General features: G+C 47.7%; 15 protein-coding genes and 5 pseudogenes. 4 read left to right on the top strand and 16 right to left on the bottom strand.

Features of this window, described 5'->3' with window-relative positions:
• Positions 1–9 precede the first annotated feature (9 nt).
• The 10 genes from ACQZQY_RS00395 to ACQZQY_RS00350 all read right to left on the bottom strand — a co-directional run bounded on the left by ACQZQY_RS00395 (position 10) and on the right by ACQZQY_RS00350 (position 10083).
• Positions 10–1599, bottom strand: a complete 1590-nt coding sequence (locus tag ACQZQY_RS00395) for an ABC transporter substrate-binding protein (protein WP_431295584.1) — start codon at positions 1597–1599, stop codon at positions 10–12.
• 80 nt (positions 1600–1679) lie between these two features.
• On the bottom strand, positions 1680–3434 hold the full coding sequence (locus tag ACQZQY_RS00390) for a SulP family inorganic anion transporter (RefSeq protein WP_431295583.1): 1755 nt from the start codon (positions 3432–3434) through the stop codon (positions 1680–1682).
• 34 nt (positions 3435–3468) lie between these two features.
• Positions 3469–4467: an urea transporter gene (gene yut, locus ACQZQY_RS00385; RefSeq protein WP_431295582.1), complete on the bottom strand. Its 999-nt coding sequence runs from the start codon at positions 4465–4467 to the stop codon at positions 3469–3471.
• A gap of 101 nt (positions 4468–4568) precedes the next feature.
• Positions 4569–5519 (bottom strand): urease accessory protein UreD, encoded by a 951-nt coding sequence (locus tag ACQZQY_RS00380; RefSeq protein WP_431295581.1) that lies wholly within the window; start codon positions 5517–5519, stop codon positions 4569–4571.
• 8 nt (positions 5520–5527) lie between these two features.
• Positions 5528–6151, bottom strand: a complete 624-nt coding sequence (gene ureG, locus ACQZQY_RS00375) for an urease accessory protein UreG (RefSeq protein WP_431295580.1) — start codon at positions 6149–6151, stop codon at positions 5528–5530.
• 16 nt (positions 6152–6167) lie between these two features.
• Positions 6168–6884 (bottom strand): urease accessory protein UreF, encoded by a 717-nt coding sequence (locus tag ACQZQY_RS00370; RefSeq protein WP_431295579.1) that lies wholly within the window; start codon positions 6882–6884, stop codon positions 6168–6170.
• Complete coding sequence (gene ureE, locus ACQZQY_RS00365) at positions 6877–7518, bottom strand: urease accessory protein UreE (RefSeq protein WP_431295578.1); 642 nt, start codon at positions 7516–7518, stop codon at positions 6877–6879. Before ureE ends, ACQZQY_RS00370 begins: the two co-directional genes overlap by 8 nt.
• A gap of 39 nt (positions 7519–7557) precedes the next feature.
• Positions 7558–9276 carry an urease subunit alpha gene (locus tag ACQZQY_RS00360; protein ID WP_431295577.1) on the bottom strand — a complete coding sequence of 573 codons (1719 nt, stop codon included), beginning with the start codon at positions 9274–9276 and terminating at the stop codon, positions 7558–7560.
• Between the two features lie 30 nt (positions 9277–9306).
• Positions 9307–9747: an urease subunit beta gene (locus tag ACQZQY_RS00355; RefSeq protein ID WP_431295576.1), complete on the bottom strand. Its 441-nt coding sequence runs from the start codon at positions 9745–9747 to the stop codon at positions 9307–9309.
• Positions 9748–9780: 33 nt separating this feature from the next.
• The gene (locus ACQZQY_RS00350; RefSeq protein WP_431295575.1) at positions 9781–10083 is read right to left on the bottom strand and encodes an urease subunit gamma; all 303 of its coding nucleotides are present in this window, start codon (positions 10081–10083) and stop codon (positions 9781–9783) included.
• Positions 10084–10171: 88 nt separating this feature from the next.
• Here ACQZQY_RS00350 and ACQZQY_RS00345 point away from each other — a divergent pair, with 88 nt between their 5' ends.
• Entirely contained in the window at positions 10172–10420 is a 249-nt protein-coding gene (locus tag ACQZQY_RS00345; RefSeq protein WP_431295574.1) for an IS1 family transposase, read from the top strand.
• A gap of 76 nt (positions 10421–10496) precedes the next feature.
• Here the strand turns inward: ACQZQY_RS00345 and ACQZQY_RS00340 are convergent, their stop codons facing one another.
• The 5 genes and pseudogenes from ACQZQY_RS00340 to ACQZQY_RS00320 form a co-directional block, all read right to left on the bottom strand.
• Positions 10497–11747, bottom strand: a complete 1251-nt coding sequence (locus ACQZQY_RS00340; RefSeq protein ID WP_431295573.1) for an ammonium transporter — start codon at positions 11745–11747, stop codon at positions 10497–10499.
• A 412-nt stretch (positions 11748–12159) separates the two neighbouring features.
• A pseudogene (locus tag ACQZQY_RS00335) lies at positions 12160–12320 on the bottom strand (IS1 family transposase); the annotation flags it as partial.
• Between the two features lie 15 nt (positions 12321–12335).
• Positions 12336–12554 (bottom strand): annotated as a pseudogene (locus ACQZQY_RS00330) (integrase core domain-containing protein); the annotation flags it as partial.
• Positions 12553–12703: pseudogene (locus ACQZQY_RS00325) on the bottom strand (IS6 family transposase); the annotation flags it as partial. The pseudogenes ACQZQY_RS00330 and ACQZQY_RS00325, both read right to left, overlap by 2 nt.
• Positions 12699–13069 (bottom strand): annotated as a pseudogene (locus tag ACQZQY_RS00320) (helix-turn-helix domain-containing protein); the annotation flags it as partial. The pseudogenes ACQZQY_RS00325 and ACQZQY_RS00320, both read right to left, overlap by 5 nt.
• 374 nt (positions 13070–13443) lie before the next feature.
• Between ACQZQY_RS00320 and ACQZQY_RS00315 the strand changes: the two are divergent.
• Both ACQZQY_RS00315 and ACQZQY_RS00310 read left to right on the top strand, forming a co-directional pair.
• A complete protein-coding gene (locus tag ACQZQY_RS00315) occupies positions 13444–13734 on the top strand; it encodes a hypothetical protein (RefSeq protein WP_431295572.1) in 291 nt (96 codons plus the stop codon).
• Positions 13735–13837: 103 nt separating this feature from the next.
• Positions 13838–14065, top strand: a pseudogene (locus tag ACQZQY_RS00310) (recombinase family protein); the annotation flags it as partial.
• 13 nt (positions 14066–14078) lie between these two features.
• Here ACQZQY_RS00310 and ACQZQY_RS00305 read toward each other — a convergent pair.
• On the bottom strand, positions 14079–15173 hold the full coding sequence (locus ACQZQY_RS00305; protein WP_431295571.1) for a transcriptional regulator: 1095 nt from the start codon (positions 15171–15173) through the stop codon (positions 14079–14081).
• 427 nt (positions 15174–15600) lie between these two features.
• Between ACQZQY_RS00305 and ACQZQY_RS00300 the strand changes: the two genes are divergently transcribed.
• Complete coding sequence (locus ACQZQY_RS00300; RefSeq protein ID WP_431295570.1) at positions 15601–15960, top strand: hypothetical protein; 360 nt, start codon at positions 15601–15603, stop codon at positions 15958–15960.
• Positions 15961–15979 lie beyond the last annotated feature (19 nt).

Raw genomic sequence — 15979 nt, 5'->3', positions numbered from 1 at the left:
AGAGGCGCTTCAGTTGCACGTCCATTTCCAGTCTTGCAGATTGTTCAGTACCGACCAGCTGCCGTGAACTTCAGGCGCCGCGTTGCCTAAATCGACGCAGGGATTAGCAAGATAAGTATGTTGTAAATTAAGCAGCCAGGCCCAGGCTGCATCGCCCTGTACGCCCACTCCGGTTTTACCGTCCCATTCAACCTGTTGCCAGTAAGGAACAGCTTGCTGCCAGGTTGGTGCATCAAGTGCCTGTTGCAGATGATGGTCAACCGCTTTATTACTGTAGTAGCCTGGGTTGAAATACTCAATGCCAGCGGTTTTGCTGCTGTAATGATGGTAAAGTTCCATTGGATCGAGGCCGCCCCAGCCAAACAGTGTCGGGTTGGCATGCATATTTCGCTCAACCGTTTCCCAGCTGCCGGATTTCAGATCCATCTCGATACCCAAAGGTTTCACCATGGCGCGAACCGCCTGCGCCAGATCGCGTCGGGTGCTGTCTCCACTGGCGTACCATAGTGTGAGCTGCGCCTTCTTACCGTTTTTGACCCGAATTCCGTCATTGCCAACTTTCCAGCCAGCATCATCCAGAATCTGTTTCGCTCTGGTAATATCACCGTCTTTAAACGACGCCTTTGGTTTATCCCAGGGCAAACCCTGTACGGCGGTGTAGGCGGGGATGGCGTGACCTTCCATTAGTTGGTCAGCAAGCAGTTGACGATCAATGCCGTAGTTGATTGCGCGGCGTATAGCGACATCGGCAGTAATATCATTGCCGACAGGATAACCGTTGGCGTCTTTTTTTCTGGCTGGCGTGGTTGGAAAAACGATCCCGCGGTTTTCTACGCTCGGACGAACCCACAGTTTTAAACCCTGTTTCGGTGTCACCGCGACAGAAGGCGCTATTCTGACTAACCCTAACTGGCCGCTTTGCGCTGCCGCATAGGCACTGTCTTCATCTAAAAAGATGAAGACCAGCTTATCGAAATCATTTTTAGCGCCGGAATAATAAGGGTTCGCTTCGACGATGAGTTGCTGACCTGGTTGGAAATCTACAAGGCGGTAGGGGCCTGCTCCGACAGGATTCTGTGCATAGGTTTTTGCATCGTATTTTTCTTCAGAAACGATCCCCAGCGATCCTAAGACATTAACGAATGTGCTTTGCGGCGCAGATAAGGCAATTTCAACCTGACGGTCGTTCAGAGCTTTGGCTGAGGAAAAATTTCCCATATCAATTTTACCGCCGCTTTGCGCAGCCTGATTATAGGTAAAGGCGACGTCTCTACCCGTGAGAGGAGATCCATCAGAGAATTTAAGGTCGGGTTTAAGTGTTATTGTCCAGGTTTTCCCGTCGGTGCTATTAACCACTTCCTCGGTCAGTAAATTATCCCAGCTTAAATCGATTTTCTGTTTTAACAGCGGGCTGTGTAACAACAAGTAGCTGCCATGACCCCAGCCCAACAAAGGATCAAAGCCTTCTGCTGGTTCGTCACCAATCGCCAGTTTGAGCGAGTGTCGGGGTGACAGCGAATTATCAGCGTGGGAATGAAACGGTAATGTACTTACGACTAAGGCAAGTGCATAACTTAGTGCTTTCAGGTTCAGTGGCATGTCGCTTCCTTAAATTCCATGGCGGTAATATAAATCATGCAATGTTATCATTTTGGGTATGTTAATCATTTTGTTCAAAATCAGTTAAGCTGGCTGGTTCTGTGCGCAACAGCGGAATTGAGTGCCAGGGTTTGTTCGTTAATTTCATTTTGTTCGCGATAGCTTTGCATCAGACGGATGGCAAAATAGAGATCGGGAACTAATATCGGCCCTTTCGGGTACAAGGCCAGTTGGTTTTTAAGCAACCATGAGCGTAGTTCGCTGCTTCGTCCGGCTAAAATTAATATTATCTCTCTGCTTTTTAATTCATTTGCCAGTTCGCTGATATATTTCATCACCGTAGAGTCGTTATAGGTAAAGCTGCTTGCAGCATCGATAATCACCCATCGCAACGGTGTGAATGAGTCATCAATAAGTTGATGAATACGCTTTTTGAAGTAGCTGATATTAAAATAGGTGAGTGGCGAGTTGAAACGGTATAACAGCGCATTGGGGATCGGTTTAATATCATCTTCCGCACGCATGGAGCGAACAACGCCAACGTCGTCTAAACCAAGGAGTAAATCGGTTGGTCTGAAAACAGTGTGCAAAAACTGCAGTAATCCGACCAGAATAGCAAAGCCAATACCGTTCACTAATCCGACTACCAGCACCGCCACAAACGTAAATGACGCTAAAATAAAATCTGCGCGGTTGGTTTTACGCATCGCGTACAGCGTAGTTAGACTAAACATCGAGGTCGCTGAATAAACAAGCACGGCGCCGAGAACGGCCAGCGGGATAAAACTAAGGGATTGCGTCAGAAAAAACAGTACCAGCGCAATCATTAATGCGGCTATAACAGAAACCATCTGGGTTTTGCCACCGTTAGCATCGTTAACGGCAGTACGGCTGGTCGCGGCGCTTACGGCAAATCCCTGACTGATGGCTGCGGCAATATTGATATAGCCCAATGCGCGCAGCTCCTGGTCAATATCCACTTCATAATGATTTTTTTCTGCAAAGCTTCTGACCGTCATCATGTAACTGGCAATACTGATAACCGTCAGGTTAAGCGAGGGAATTAGCAGTTTTTTATATAGCAAGAAGTCAAAATAGGGAGTGTGAATATGCGGTAAACCTGTGCCTATATTACCAATTATAGCAATGCCGGCGGCATGGAAGTCAAAAAAATCACTCAGCACGGTACCGAGTACCATTACGATAAGCGTAGAGGGCCAGGTCGGTCTGAATTTTTTTAAAAGTAATAAAATCACCAGACTGCTTAAGGCCAGTGCCAGCGTAATCCAGTGCAGTTCGACTATTTTTCTCGGTAACGCCAGCATGCTGGCGATGAAGTTGGTTGGTGACGGAGTCAGGCCAAAAATATTGCTCATCTGGCTGGCAACAATAGTTACCGCCACGCCGTTAAACAGGCCCGTCAGAATAGGTTGTGACAGAAACTCGGCAAAAATAGCGAGCCGAAAATAACCTGCAAGCAGGCACCACAGCCCTGTCATGATGGTCATAATAATAGTCAGTTCCCATATGATATCACTAATTCCCATCGCTAACGGCATGGTTACCGAGGAAATAACCGCGCAGGTCGCTACATCAGGCCCGACAATAAGCTGGCGCGAAGTACCAAATAATGCATAAACAATCATCGGCAGGATACAGGCATACAGCCCAATCACCGGGTTAATGCCCATTAACTGGGTGTAGGCAATAGCCACCGGCAATGCTACGGCGGAAACCGAAAATCCAGCCACAATATCATCCTTAAGAAACGCTTTCTTATAATGGAGGAGATCGTTTAGCCCTGGCATCCAGCCAATTAATTTATGCAAAAGCATTGGGGGGCTCCTGTTATCATCGGTCAGCAAAGCATTACCGCCCTTGACGATGCGGTGGCATAATATCCTGATTCGGTACCAGGAATAGCCACGACGCCAGCACAAACGGCATGGTCAGCGTCGGTATGCCCACTGGAGTCAGCAACTCATTCATCGCACCCTGAACAAAAACGGTAAACATCACGCCAATCAAGGTGTAACCCAGCACGCGCCAGCTTGGTTTATTGAAGGTGGAACCGAGGGCGATGGCCGTCAGTACAGCGCTAAAGGCATACAGTCCGCTCTCAATACTATTGGCTTTACCACCCAGTAACGCGGCAGTGATAATGGCGAGAAAGGAGCCACCGATAGCGAATATCGCCGCCCAGCGTGATGCCACCGCGAGACCGACAACAAACAGCACACCGGCTGTGACGCTACTCAATAAATAGACTTCAGAAATGCCTTTAAATAAATTTTCGAAGATTCGGTCGTTAAAAAAGTTTTGTGCGCTGACATCCATTAAAGGAAGAGGAAGTTCAGGGACTGGCAAGCCTGAAGCTGGCAGGTCAGAAAACGCATAGCTTGCCAGCAAAATAACCCAGGTTGTCAGTACGAAAGGTGCCGTTAACGCCGCAACCTTCCAGGTTTTCATTACGTCGGCAAGACTGACTGTGGCGATAACCGAAACGATGCTGCCAATAACAATGCAGCACCAAAGAAGTGGCGTCACTGCCAGAAAGGTCGGCAGCGCAACCCCAACCAGACAGCCGTTATAACTGTAAAGACCCGCCAACCAGGAAGTGCGATCGCGAAGAAACCTGCCGGTAAATGTTGCTATCACGTTACCCAGAACACAGCCATATGCCGCAGCGGGGTTTCCCTCACCGTAAGAAGCAATAAATATTGCAACAAAGAAGATTAATCCGGTAAGCGGATTATTTTGAAACATGACCTGCGCGCATCCACGCAGCGTCACGTCGATAAACTTAATCACGTCGTTGGAATCTGCGAAATAATTCCATTTAGTTGATATGCTTGATGAAATGCTCATATCAGTACTCCTCCTGATAATTGACATTTGCCCTGGCGAACTATTTGAGGAAAGAGGGCAATAAAAGCCCTTTTTCCTCGGCTGGAACAAATACGGAATAATCATACTTTCCAGATAAACGGCGTGGGTAATGAATATCCGGTCGTGACTTTACGAACTTTTTGCCAGAATTCGCGGATTGCATTTTTTACATCGGAGCTGTCGCACGAAAGCACTTTGAAAATAAGCCCTGATTCATTCGGTAAACGGCTGACGCCATAACACAGTTGCTCGCTGTAAAATGATGGTGACTGGGCTAAAATTTCATCCTGATATTCTTTCGGTGTGAAAACAATGACGTTGCCATAAACGTCAAATTTGCCCATTACGCCTACCACATCCAGCGGCCTTTCTTTCGGCGTTAACACCAGTTTTTCATTAAACAGGGTGTTGCCAAACTCATTTTTCGCCGTAATGCGGGAAGAGTAGACATCAAATCCAAAACGCTCATCCTGATGATGATATTTGCGCCCGGACATTAAAATCTCTGAATAAATGACGGTCGCGGTGCTGTCACATTCAATCACGGTATCACTGATAAATCGTGATTTGCGATGTGGAATAAGCTGGTCGGGCATAAATTCAAGATAGGCCTGCTTTCCGACGCGAATATGCTGCGTTTGCGCGGCGAAGTTATTATCCATCGAATGAACTTTAGTCGCAGATTGCGTGGTAACGTGGGCACACGCTCCCGCGTCAAGGTCAATCTCAACGGTTAAGCGATCTCCCTGCAAAATACATCCTGATGTGGAAATCATCGTCACACAAGGCAGGAACGGCATTTCCTCATCCCAGTAGAGCGCTTTTTGTACCAGTAACGGTACTTTTCTTTCCATTTCATGCAGGGTACTTTTAGCGCCACGCTTAGCAAATCTCAGCCGCAGATAGCCGTGTTTGCCAACGGCGGCACTGGCCATTTGCGGCGGCTCATGTTGATAACTCACTAATTCGGGCGCTAATGCGCCCAGCGAGAGAGAATCGAGCGCCAGCGGCGCCTCTTCATTAATCTGCATCGTGGCCCCTATTTAGCGTGCGTAAACAGAAAGTCATTTTCGATCATATCCACCAGAGCATCGATGCCTTCGCCAGTTTTGCAATTGGTGAAAATATAGGGACGACCGCTGCGCACAATTTTGGTGTCATTTTCCATGACCTCAAGGCTTGCGCCAACGTATGGGGCTAAGTCAATTTTATTAATCACCAGAATATCGGCCTGCACCAGGCCCGGCCCATTTTTACGTGGAATTTTTTCCCCTTCGGCCACATCAATAACATAGATATAAAAATCCGCCAGCGCCGGGCTGAAGGTCAGCGTTAAATTATCACCGCCGCTTTCAATCATGATCAGATCGCTGTCAGGATATTTATCTTCCATTTCCTCGACGGCAGCAATATTCATGCTGGGGTCTTCGCGCACCGCGGTATGCGGGCAGGCGCCGGTTTCAACGCCTAAAATTTTGTCTTCGTCGAGAATACCTTTCAGGGTACGTTTTACTTGTTTAGCATCTTCAGTAGTCACCACATCATTGGTAATGATCAGCGGCTTATAACCTCGCTCAATTAATTTTGGCGTGATCACTTCGATGATGGCTGTTTTACCTGAGCCGACCGGGCCGCCAATACCTAAGCGCGTAATTTTTTTCATTGTTCTTTCCTTTCCATTAATTCATAAATAAACGCACATGCGCATCAACGTGTACGGATGCCAGAATATCGATCAGTGGCGTGTACGATGCCATCTCGCTGATATTTGCATTAACGGCCTGCTGGCAAAATTCGGGTATGCTTTTGTTAACCTCAAACAGAATTTTCTGGCTATCAAAGTGCGTTATTCGCATCAACCGTTGGGCGGCGCTTAAGATTGTCATGGCAACGCCGTACTGATGCATGGTGATGGCTTCCTGGGCGCTGATACCCTGTAATGCCATGATTAATGCCTGGCTTACCGGAAAGGTGCCTGCGGTTTCACCGGCCTTGATTTTATCAAGCCACCACGTCAGCACTTCTGACTCGAAGACTTTGATGGTCATTTCCACCAGCTTCTTGCCCATACGCTGAGTCATTACCCGCGCTTCATCGTTGAGTTTGCGATTAATAATCTCGCGATCAACGGCCAGAATTTGCCTGAAGTTGCCATCAAGCAATGCTTGGTGAGCATGGGCCAACCCAATGGCGTCGCATTGTGCAGCCTGCCTCAGCGAGGTTTCGACAAATGCTTTTAACGTCACAACATCGTGAACCAGTCCAACTTGAATGGCTGATTCAACCCCGCAGGAAAAGGAAAATGCTCCTACTGGCAGCACCGAGTCACCAAATTGAAGCACCCTGACCAGATGAAGAAGCTGGTGTAGTTCATCAATATTAATGTTTTTACTCATGCTCTTTCCCATGAGGTGCGTGGTCGAGATGCTCGTGATCATGGGGGTGAGCATGGTCTTGATGTGAATGCTGGTGGATCACCCTGACATGCACATGGGAATCTTCAGCGCCACCAAACAGCAGACGCGACTCAGACGGGGTGAGAAGCGGTAGCACTGTTTCACCCGGTACAAAGTGATATTCAGACTCATTGTAGCCGTGGGTTTTCATGACCGAACTCATCATTTTCTTTTCGACAGTCAGCGGCACATACACCTCAGTGCTTTTAATCACTGACTTCCAGTGTTGGTTACCCAGAGCATGCCCCAGTTCAAACACGCGCTTAATAGACGCTTCGAAATCCGCATCTGCTACGCTTTCCAGGTGGATAATCAGGACTTCGCGCAGGGTAATATGAACGGTTAACAGATATTTTTTGTCGTCATCTCGTAACAAAACATCCCCATCCGTTAAACGAACACTGCGATCCAGCGCGATACCGACATCAAGTCCTTGTTCACTTTGCTTACGGCAACGACTCTTCTGGGCTTCCCACTGCTCGAGTGATAGCACATCGTGCTGATATTCCATGGTTTTTTCTTTCCATGACGGGTCGTTCTTGGTATTACCAATAATTTTTTCAATCAGTATCATGTTGTAATCGCCTTAAATCAGAACGCGCGAGAAGTGCGCTTAGCCAAAGAAGTATTTCTGGTTCATTACCGCAGTAGTAATCGGTTCACAGGTGGCATGCACCCCGTCAACTTTTACGGCGAATGTTTCAGGATCGACATCAATGTGTGGCGTGACTGAGTTGCGCACCAAATCCTTTTTGGTAATCGAACGGCAATTTTTGATGGCAATAACCTGACGCTCCAATCCTGCTTTCTCTTTAACGCCGTCATCCAGTGCGGCTTGAGAAACGAACGTGACACAGGTGTCCTGCAGGGCTTTTCCCATCGCACCAAACATCGGGCGATAGAACACTGGCTGCGGTGTTGGTAACGACGCATTGGGATCGCCCATCAGCGCCCAGTTAATCATCCCACCCTTAATCACCAGCTTCGGTTTAGCGCCGAACGAGCGCGGATCCCACAGTACAAGGTCAGCCATTTTGCCCACTTCAACTGAGCCAATAACGTGGCTTACACCCTGCGCAATTGCCGGGTTAATGGTTACTTTGGCGACATAGCGCAGTACCCTGAAGTTATCGTTGCTGTGGCTGTCTTCCGGCAGTTTGCCGCGTGCACTCTTCATCGCATGAGCGGTCTGCACGATGCGCAACCAGTTCTCCCCAACACGGCCCATTGCCTGAGAGTCACTGGAGAACATAGAGATAACCCCCATGTCATGAAGTACGTTTTCGGCGGCGATAGTTTCCGGACGTACGCGGCTTTCCGCAAAAGAGACATCTGCGGCTACGTTCGGATTCAGGTTGTGACAAACCATGATCATGTCGAACAGTTCCGCCTGAGTGTTGATGCCGAAAGGCAGGGTAGGGTTGGTTGAACTTGGCAACACATTTGGCTGACTGGCGACTTTGATGATGTCCGGCGCGTGTCCACCACCTGCACCTTCGGTGTGGAAGGTGTGGATGGTGCGACCCTCGAACGCTTCAATAGTATTTTCTACATAACCCGCTTCGTTAAGGCTGTCGGTATGCACCGATATCTGAACATCCATTTCGTCCGCGATGCGCAATGAGTGGCGTATCGCGTTTGGCGTAGCACCCCAGTCTTCATGCACTTTCAAACCTGCGACACCAGCAACAATTTGCTCCACAAGTGGGGCTCTGCCGAATGCATTGCCTTTACCTAACAGGCCAACATTGACCGGCAGTCCTTCAAACGAACGCAGCATGTTGCGAATATTCCAGGGCCCTGGCGTTACCGTGGTGCCGTTGGTGCCATCAGTTGGGCCAATACCGCCACCAAAGAAGGTGGTAACGCCATTGGACAGCGCAGCGTAAGCCTGCTGTGGCGAGATAAAGTGAATATGGCTGTCGATACCGGCAGCGGTCAGGATTAAGTGTTCGCCGGAAATGGCGTCGGTGCTCAGTCCGACAATCATATTTGGCGTCACGCCGTCCATGACTGCGGGGTTGCCACTTTTACCGATGCCGACAATCAGGCCATCTTTAATACCGACATCAGCCTTTATGACACCCTGTTTGGCATCAACAATGGTGACGTTGGTAATAACCAAGTCCAGTACGCCGTTATCACGCGTTAACGTGTTATTCGCGCCCATTCCATCACGTAGCGATTTGCCTCCACCGTATACGGATTCTTCACCGTAACCACGCAGATCTTTTTCGATTTCAATATAAAGGTCGGTCTCACCTAGGCGAATTTTGTCACCGGCGGTTGGTCCAAACAAACTGGCATATTCTTTTCTTGAAATTGTGGGCATGATTTCTCCAATAGCATTTAATTTTAAATTTTAATGAGACGATTTGAATCCGCGCTTGACCGCGTTTTCCATAATTTCATCAAGCGCATCATTTTGACCGTCGAAGGAGTTACCGGCCCAGCCGTCAACAAGGTTATTGAATCCGTAGACTGTTTGTTTGCCTGCAAAAGGAATCAACTCAACCGTAATAATATCGCCCGGTTCAAAACGTATAGCGGTAGTTGCGGTGATATTCAGCCGTTTACCAAATGTTTTTTCGCGCTCGAACTCCAGTTCTTTATTCGCTTCAAAAAAGTGAAAGTGAGAACCTATCTGAACTGGGCGATCACCGGTATTTTTGACACTCACTTTGATGACAGGACGATCTTCATTAAATTTGATTGGTGTATCTGCTAATATATAACCACCGAGCGGCACCGTTGTTTCAGCGGTAGTATCCACGGTTGACGTGGTATAAGATTTCTTTTTCATAAATAATCCTTTAAGTGAAAAGGTGTCGTTTAATCACTGAATTGGGTCATGGACCGTTACAAGGCGGCTGCCATCAGTGAAAATGGCTTCCACCTGCACGTTGGGAATTAAATCAGCCACGCCATCCATCACATCTTCTTTGGTCAAAATGGTACGCGCTGCTACCATCACTTTTTCCAGGCTTTTTCCCTCGCGCGCCCCTTCCATTGCGGTGACGGTAATAATAGCGACGGCTTCTGGATGATTAAGCCTCAGCCCCTTGTTTTTCCTTTTTAACGCGACATCAGCTAAGGTATAAACCATCAGCTTTTCTATTTCTCTGGGTGTAAGTTGCATAATTTCTCCATTTACAATGCTACCTTTGATGGGTAATGCCTTCAATCGATAGAATTTTCTGATAATCTATTGGTAGTTGTGGTTTTCTATGGTTTCCGTTCCTGTTCATTTTCCTCGCTACCATTCACATGAAGTTCATCGCCACGATCGGAGTTCTTCACATCACAAGCGCTTTCGTTGTCGATCATATAAACGCGTTTCCCTGCTGACCTATACCTCTACAAAACCCGAATATCGAAAATCACATATTCTACTAATTGGAGTCGCCACTCCTTTGATATATATACTTTTTGGAATAGGAAGCGTTACTTTGCCAGTTAACGTATTAATCCGATAAATTCACAACTTGAATTTAAGGGCTGTGGGTTAAGTCATCGAAAAACTGCTCATGTGAGTCGAAGATACGGATTATATTAATTCCTCTCAGAGTAGGCATCTTCACCGAATAATGTGTAATCTAGTTCTGCCCCAACGGTATTTTGATTGACTTTAACCGGTGTGAATTTATTAATTAACCACAAAATGGCGAGTGTAAAAACAAAAGACCAGAAGCTGGTAAAGACGACAGCAGTCATCTGTTTAATGATTTGCATCCCATTGCCTTCTAGCAAGCCATCAGGACCTTTTGCGTTCCAGGCGGTTGAGGCGAATATTCCCACTAGAACTGAGCCGGTTATGCCACCAACACCATGGACGCCAAATACGTCCAGTGCATCGTCAAGATGACGTCTTACCAGCAGAACCACGTAATAACAGACTAGGCTGGCAATCATGCCAATAATCGCTGCTGACTGAATGGAAACGTAGCCTGCGGCAGGTGTGATGGTTGCAAGGCCAGCGACCGCACCGGTTAAAAAACCGATAAGCTTAGGTTTACCTGTACGGATTTTCTCGATAAGAAACCAGGTGATAGCAGCAAATGCAGCGGCAATATCAGTGGTGATAAAGGCGGAAACGGTGATGGTATTAACCTGCAGTTCTGAACCGGCGTTGAAGCCATACCAACCAAACCACAATAACCCGGCACCCAATGCGATATAGGGAATGTTATGGCTGCCATCTGAAACGAAAGCACGTTTACCGACATATAGTGCTGAAGCGAGGGCGGCAAAACCAGCGGTAGCGTGGACGACAATACCACCGGCAAAATCCACTACTCCCCACTTAGCAAACATCCCTTCCGGACTCCAGACCATATGAACAAATGGGCAATAAACCAAAAGTGTCCAGAAAGTTAGAAACACAAGATAAGCCGGGAAGTTCACGCGGTTGGCGAACGCACCGGTAATTAACGCTGGTGTAATAATGGCAAACATCATTTGATAGACGAAATGGACTAACAGAGGCAATCCGCCGCCATTACCGGTATACATGGTATGCGGAGTTATATTGTTCAAAAACGCGTAGTAAAACGGATCTCCGATAATTCCGTTCATCGTTGGGCCAAAGCTAAGCGAATAACCCACAACAGACCAAAGGATTGCCACCCATCCCATCGAGAAAAAACTTTGTGACATTATTGTCACAATGCTTCTGCGTGGGACTAAACCGCCATAGAAAAAGGCCAGTCCAGGTGTCATTAACATAACGAGGCTGGTACATAGCAGCATAAAAGCTGTATTGGTAACATCTAACGTTTGAATAGCTACAAGCCCATGACTCATATAACATCCCCTGTATTTTGTTAAGCCACTTATTATTACTAATAAAAAAACAACCCCTGCTAACCTTAACCTTATTTTTAAAGCGGGTTAACGCACATCAATGAATGCAACGAAAATACATCATTACTAAATGAAATGCTTTATATTAACTCGTTTGATAGTCTATCATTTTAAGTCGCAACGACATTGTCTTCAGGAATATCCATTAGCACTTCAATCGCTACTGAGCTGTCAATGCTTTCATGATTTTTAATTTTAATGTTGATTAAAGTTGTATGCATTTTAAATGTTAAAAAGAAATCTTAAATGAGATTGCAGATAAACATTTGAATGAATAGTATTACAGCTGTAAGAATGTCGTCGCATTAGTGTAGGTAAGGTTTTATTGAATAAATCGACAGTGTGACTCCAATTAGTAGAGCATGTGCTTTTCGATAAAGGCTCCGATGACTATTTTGATGAAGTTCAATCGAGTGTGAGAAGCAGATTGTTCGGGGCCAGACGTTTAATACGGGTTCTCAGCGTCAGGTTGTTGCGTTCAATGTGCTTATTAAATATCTTGCCGTTCAGATTGTAAGTATCCCAGCATTAGTTCCACGCACTTTCTGTGATTTCCGCTTTCTCAGCTCCCAGCCGATACTCTTTCGGCGTCAGATTATTCAGGGGTTCATGAGGTCGCTCACTGTTGTATTCATTCTGCCAGCGTTCCGTTATTACCCGTGCTTCATTCAGGGTTATGAAAAGATAAAAATCTAGTATTTCGGTCCGGTACGTTCGGTTAAACAGTTCTATAAACGCGTGCTGTGTTCAAATATTTACTTTGCCTGACCGTGATGCGTTCCTCCTTTTCCTTACCCGCATTGAGCGTGGCCAGTGCCGCAGTGTTGGCGCCACTTTTATCGATAGTGCCCCTCGGGTTCGCCATGATGATGAATGGCCTTGCGAAGGAAGCTGATAAACTCGCGGTCGCCGATGGGCATGCGGCACACAGAGACCGTCGGCAGTCATCCAGCAGCGCAACGTCTCGACAGAAACGGAAATCCCGTGGCGCTGTCTGCGGGAAGTGTGGGGACAAAATCGACGTAATTTTCACGTAGCAGCGTCAGTATTCGATGGCGCAATGCAATATCAATGCGATAAGTTTAGGGCAAACCGCGACGGCTGTTCGTCAGCCCGGCTGCACCGGACTCTCGGAAGCGGTTCATCAGACGCTGTACCTGACGTTCAGTGAGATCCAGCTGAGAGGCGGCATCGCAGCGATGCAGGTGCTTTTCAACAAAGACCTGGATCACCGGCAAGCGGTGAAGATCTTTATTGGACATGGTTAACAGCATCAGAAGAGATCTTCCAGAATGGCTGAAAATGCGCCGTATCTGGGTGACATTACAAACTTGCAGCGGGAACAGCACTTTGCCTTCCTGTTGCGCAAGTCGGGCAGCGACAAGTGCGCACCAGGCTAAATGGGATAGTTCATAGGTGCGACGGGTTTCGTAAGCAACGGTCAAACTGGGTGATCTCGTATTTTAACCTTCGAAAAACCATCTCCCCAGGTGCATTTTTCGTTTACAAAGCGTGAACTTACGTGTAGACAGGAGCATTCTCAAGTAAATCATTGTAGTATTAGGTTCATTTGAAAATACATTTAGATTAAAATATGAACTGCCGCTAAAAAGCCAATGATGGGTATAGAACTCTTATGGATAGTAAAAACGTCATCCTTGTAGCAACTTGCTTACTTCTCTCTCTCCCAGTTTTAGCAAACCTTCCTCCCTCATCTAAATTTTCTTTTGTTGCCCCAGAATTAGCGACTAAAGAATCATCAAAACCAGATTTTGATGACTCACCACTAAGTAAAACAAGAAAAAAAGGCCAGCTAGAATGGAGAGAAGAACCAAAATATCGCCAATACTCAAAAGTAAAGAAAGACCCCATGACTGGAGAAATAACCGATGAATCTTATGGGGTTAACTTTTACTATTTACCATAATAGCAATATCATAATCAAAATGTGACGCTTTTCTCCAATGAATCATCACTTATCTGTCATGTACATTATGATCATCACCTATGCGTCATTTAAGGATTAAAAAATGTACATTCACGGATATCTCCCCGCTTCGGCTAAAGAACAGGATGCACTTCGGGCAAAAAATAGAATTAAGAACTTCGTCGAAGAGAAAGGTTTTCTACTGGCCAGCTGGTATACCGAAAATGTTTCTTGAGCATCGCTTCAGCGACATGAATTTTTGCGGTTACTCGATGATGCCGCTCCGGGTGACATCATTCTGATCGAACAGGCTGATCGTCTTTCCGGTCTGTTCATCTGTCATGCTAAAGATCTCCGTACAGCGTGCGCAGGGTTTCCACGGAGTCGGCCAGGGCTCCCGTTTCTAACCGTTCCGTCAGCTCCCGGACCAGTTCGCCGAATGCCTCTGCCGGCACAAATACCCGCAGCGCATCAAAACCCAGAAGCGCGTCCGGATGCGTGGTCCCCGGCAGGGCCAGGCTGATAAGAGCACCTTCGCTGTAGCGGCGTACCGCCTCTGGCGTGGTGCGATAGACGTTCAGCAGGCGGTAAAGCTCCGCAAACTCCCTCCAGTAGAGCGGCATAACAAAGTTGCAGCCGGTCAGAACCAGATACAGGCGCGGCACCTCATCACCAACGGCGGCGGGCAAGTCGCCGCGCTGGCCGTCGACCCGGATGTCAAACCGCAGGTCACCGGCGGTGAAGGTGTCATTCATTTCCCGCACCGACGGGCGCACCTCCCGGATAAAGGTTTCGCGCTGCCTGAAGGTCCACTCCCGGGTGCGCATCAGCAGCGGAAAGATCTGCTGCAGGCGCGCCGGCGTAAAGACGCGGGCCTGCACCTCGTCAGGATAATCATCCAGCGAAAAGCAGCCAGACGCCAGCGGCCGCATCAGGTACTCCGCATAGCCGGGATCGGCGGCGCGGCTCATTTCACGCATAAAGCGCGCGGCCTCTTCCTGCCAGTTTTCCGTCGCAAACTCAAAGGTACGCTTAATGTAGTGTCCGTCCACCGGCAGCCCGTGCTCTGCCTGCCAGACCAGCAGCTCGAAGCTGATGTTCAGCAGCGTTTCCAATACTGGCCACCTGACAAATTCCTTTGAGCTAGCGTCGCGGTAGGCCTGATGGGCAAGATCCGTTATAAAGCGCAGCTCTGTGCGGCGCAGTGCCTGGCGGCTAAAGGTTTCTCCGAGGATCACTTTCCGGTACAGAAGCTGCACCGCTTCGTCCGATCGGGTAACCAGCTGCAGCCAGTCATCATCCGGCGTGCTGGTTTGCAATGAGACGACAAGAAAACCCTCTGCCAGGGCGTTGACCGAGGTCTTTTCCGTGACAGCACGGTTGTTCAGCGATTTGATGAGTTTTTTGGGAAAGCGCAGGGGCAACTGGCTGAGCATCATTATTTTCCTGTCAGAAGGGTTTTGAAATGAAGGTTTACCGCATTCCTTTCATTTTTTCTCGTGAAATCCGCTTTCTGGCAGTTCCGGATCTTTCCTTTCTTTCCAGCGGCCGCTCCCGCTAAAAGCACATCATGTGGTATCTTGTTTGATACTAACTCCCGTACATGTTGTGTTTTTTGGCTTGCACTGTGACGGGGATATCGACCCCGAAAAGGGCGGCTTTGCTTATTGCTGCGCCGTGGTACACTTCCGGAAAGTGAAAATATGCCAGTAAATCGGATCATGCAGGAATGGTGAAACGGTAATTGCAAAGCGTGTCTATATGTTTGCTTGTTATAATGTGAGTGATTTTTACGTATGTAAAAATCACGGTGGTTAAAAATTACCCTTGTGATATTCACCATCGTTACTCAAAGGAGAGGAAATCATGGGAAGAGGAAATCCGATCATAATTAACGAAAAATCGTTTCCATCAAAAACCGCAGCAAAGAATCACTTTATGAACCAGAGGGAGCGGGTAAAAACTGACGGTCCGTTGAAAAGTGGTGAGTTGTATGAGGACCTGCTTGATCTCTATATGAACTACATTGCCCTGCATCCGGAGCATGCGCTGAATGGACGCAGAATAACCGCCTTCAGCGTTGACTTCGAGCCCAGGGAAAACGCAGGCCGCTGGGGGTCATATCTGTGCTATTGGGTGGAATTCTCTGCCACCCAGAAAAAACCGTTTTCGCTCCCGGGTGCCGTGGACGATATTGCTGCCGCACAAGCAGCTGCTCAGCAGTAATGTCGGCGGGATTTCCCGT

This window comes from Rahnella sp. PAMC25559 (assembly GCF_050632365.1).
GTDB classification, from domain to species: Bacteria; Pseudomonadota; Gammaproteobacteria; order Enterobacterales; family Enterobacteriaceae; genus Rahnella; species Rahnella rivi.
The sequence above is the reverse complement of the archived record's forward strand: the minus strand, read 5'-3'. Positions and strand labels throughout refer to the sequence as shown.

Bases quoted from the DNA above. Each gene is read 5' to 3' on its own strand.
- ACQZQY_RS00395 (WP_431295584.1), bottom strand. From the start codon at position 1,599: ATGCCACTGAACCTGAAAGCACTAAGTTATGCACTTGCCTTAGTCGTA.
- ACQZQY_RS00390 (WP_431295583.1), bottom strand. From the start codon at position 3,434: ATGCTTTTGCATAAATTAATTGGCTGGATGCCAGGGCTAAACGATCTC.
- yut (WP_431295582.1), bottom strand. From the start codon at position 4,467: ATGAGCATTTCATCAAGCATATCAACTAAATGGAATTATTTCGCAGAT.
- ACQZQY_RS00380 (WP_431295581.1), bottom strand. From the start codon at position 5,519: ATGCAGATTAATGAAGAGGCGCCGCTGGCGCTCGATTCTCTCTCGCTG.
- ureG (WP_431295580.1), bottom strand. From the start codon at position 6,151: ATGAAAAAAATTACGCGCTTAGGTATTGGCGGCCCGGTCGGCTCAGGT.
- ACQZQY_RS00370 (WP_431295579.1), bottom strand. From the start codon at position 6,884: ATGAGTAAAAACATTAATATTGATGAACTACACCAGCTTCTTCATCTG.
- ureE (WP_431295578.1), bottom strand. From the start codon at position 7,518: ATGATACTGATTGAAAAAATTATTGGTAATACCAAGAACGACCCGTCA.
- ACQZQY_RS00360 (WP_431295577.1), bottom strand. From the start codon at position 9,276: ATGCCCACAATTTCAAGAAAAGAATATGCCAGTTTGTTTGGACCAACC.
- ACQZQY_RS00355 (WP_431295576.1), bottom strand. From the start codon at position 9,747: ATGAAAAAGAAATCTTATACCACGTCAACCGTGGATACTACCGCTGAA.
- ACQZQY_RS00350 (WP_431295575.1), bottom strand. From the start codon at position 10,083: ATGCAACTTACACCCAGAGAAATAGAAAAGCTGATGGTTTATACCTTA.
- ACQZQY_RS00345 (WP_431295574.1), top strand. From the start codon at position 10,172: ATGGTTTCCGTTCCTGTTCATTTTCCTCGCTACCATTCACATGAAGTT.
- ACQZQY_RS00340 (WP_431295573.1), bottom strand. From the start codon at position 11,747: ATGAGTCATGGGCTTGTAGCTATTCAAACGTTAGATGTTACCAATACA.
- ACQZQY_RS00315 (WP_431295572.1), top strand. From the start codon at position 13,444: ATGGATAGTAAAAACGTCATCCTTGTAGCAACTTGCTTACTTCTCTCT.
- ACQZQY_RS00305 (WP_431295571.1), bottom strand. From the start codon at position 15,173: ATGATGCTCAGCCAGTTGCCCCTGCGCTTTCCCAAAAAACTCATCAAA.
- ACQZQY_RS00300 (WP_431295570.1), top strand. From the start codon at position 15,601: ATGGGAAGAGGAAATCCGATCATAATTAACGAAAAATCGTTTCCATCA.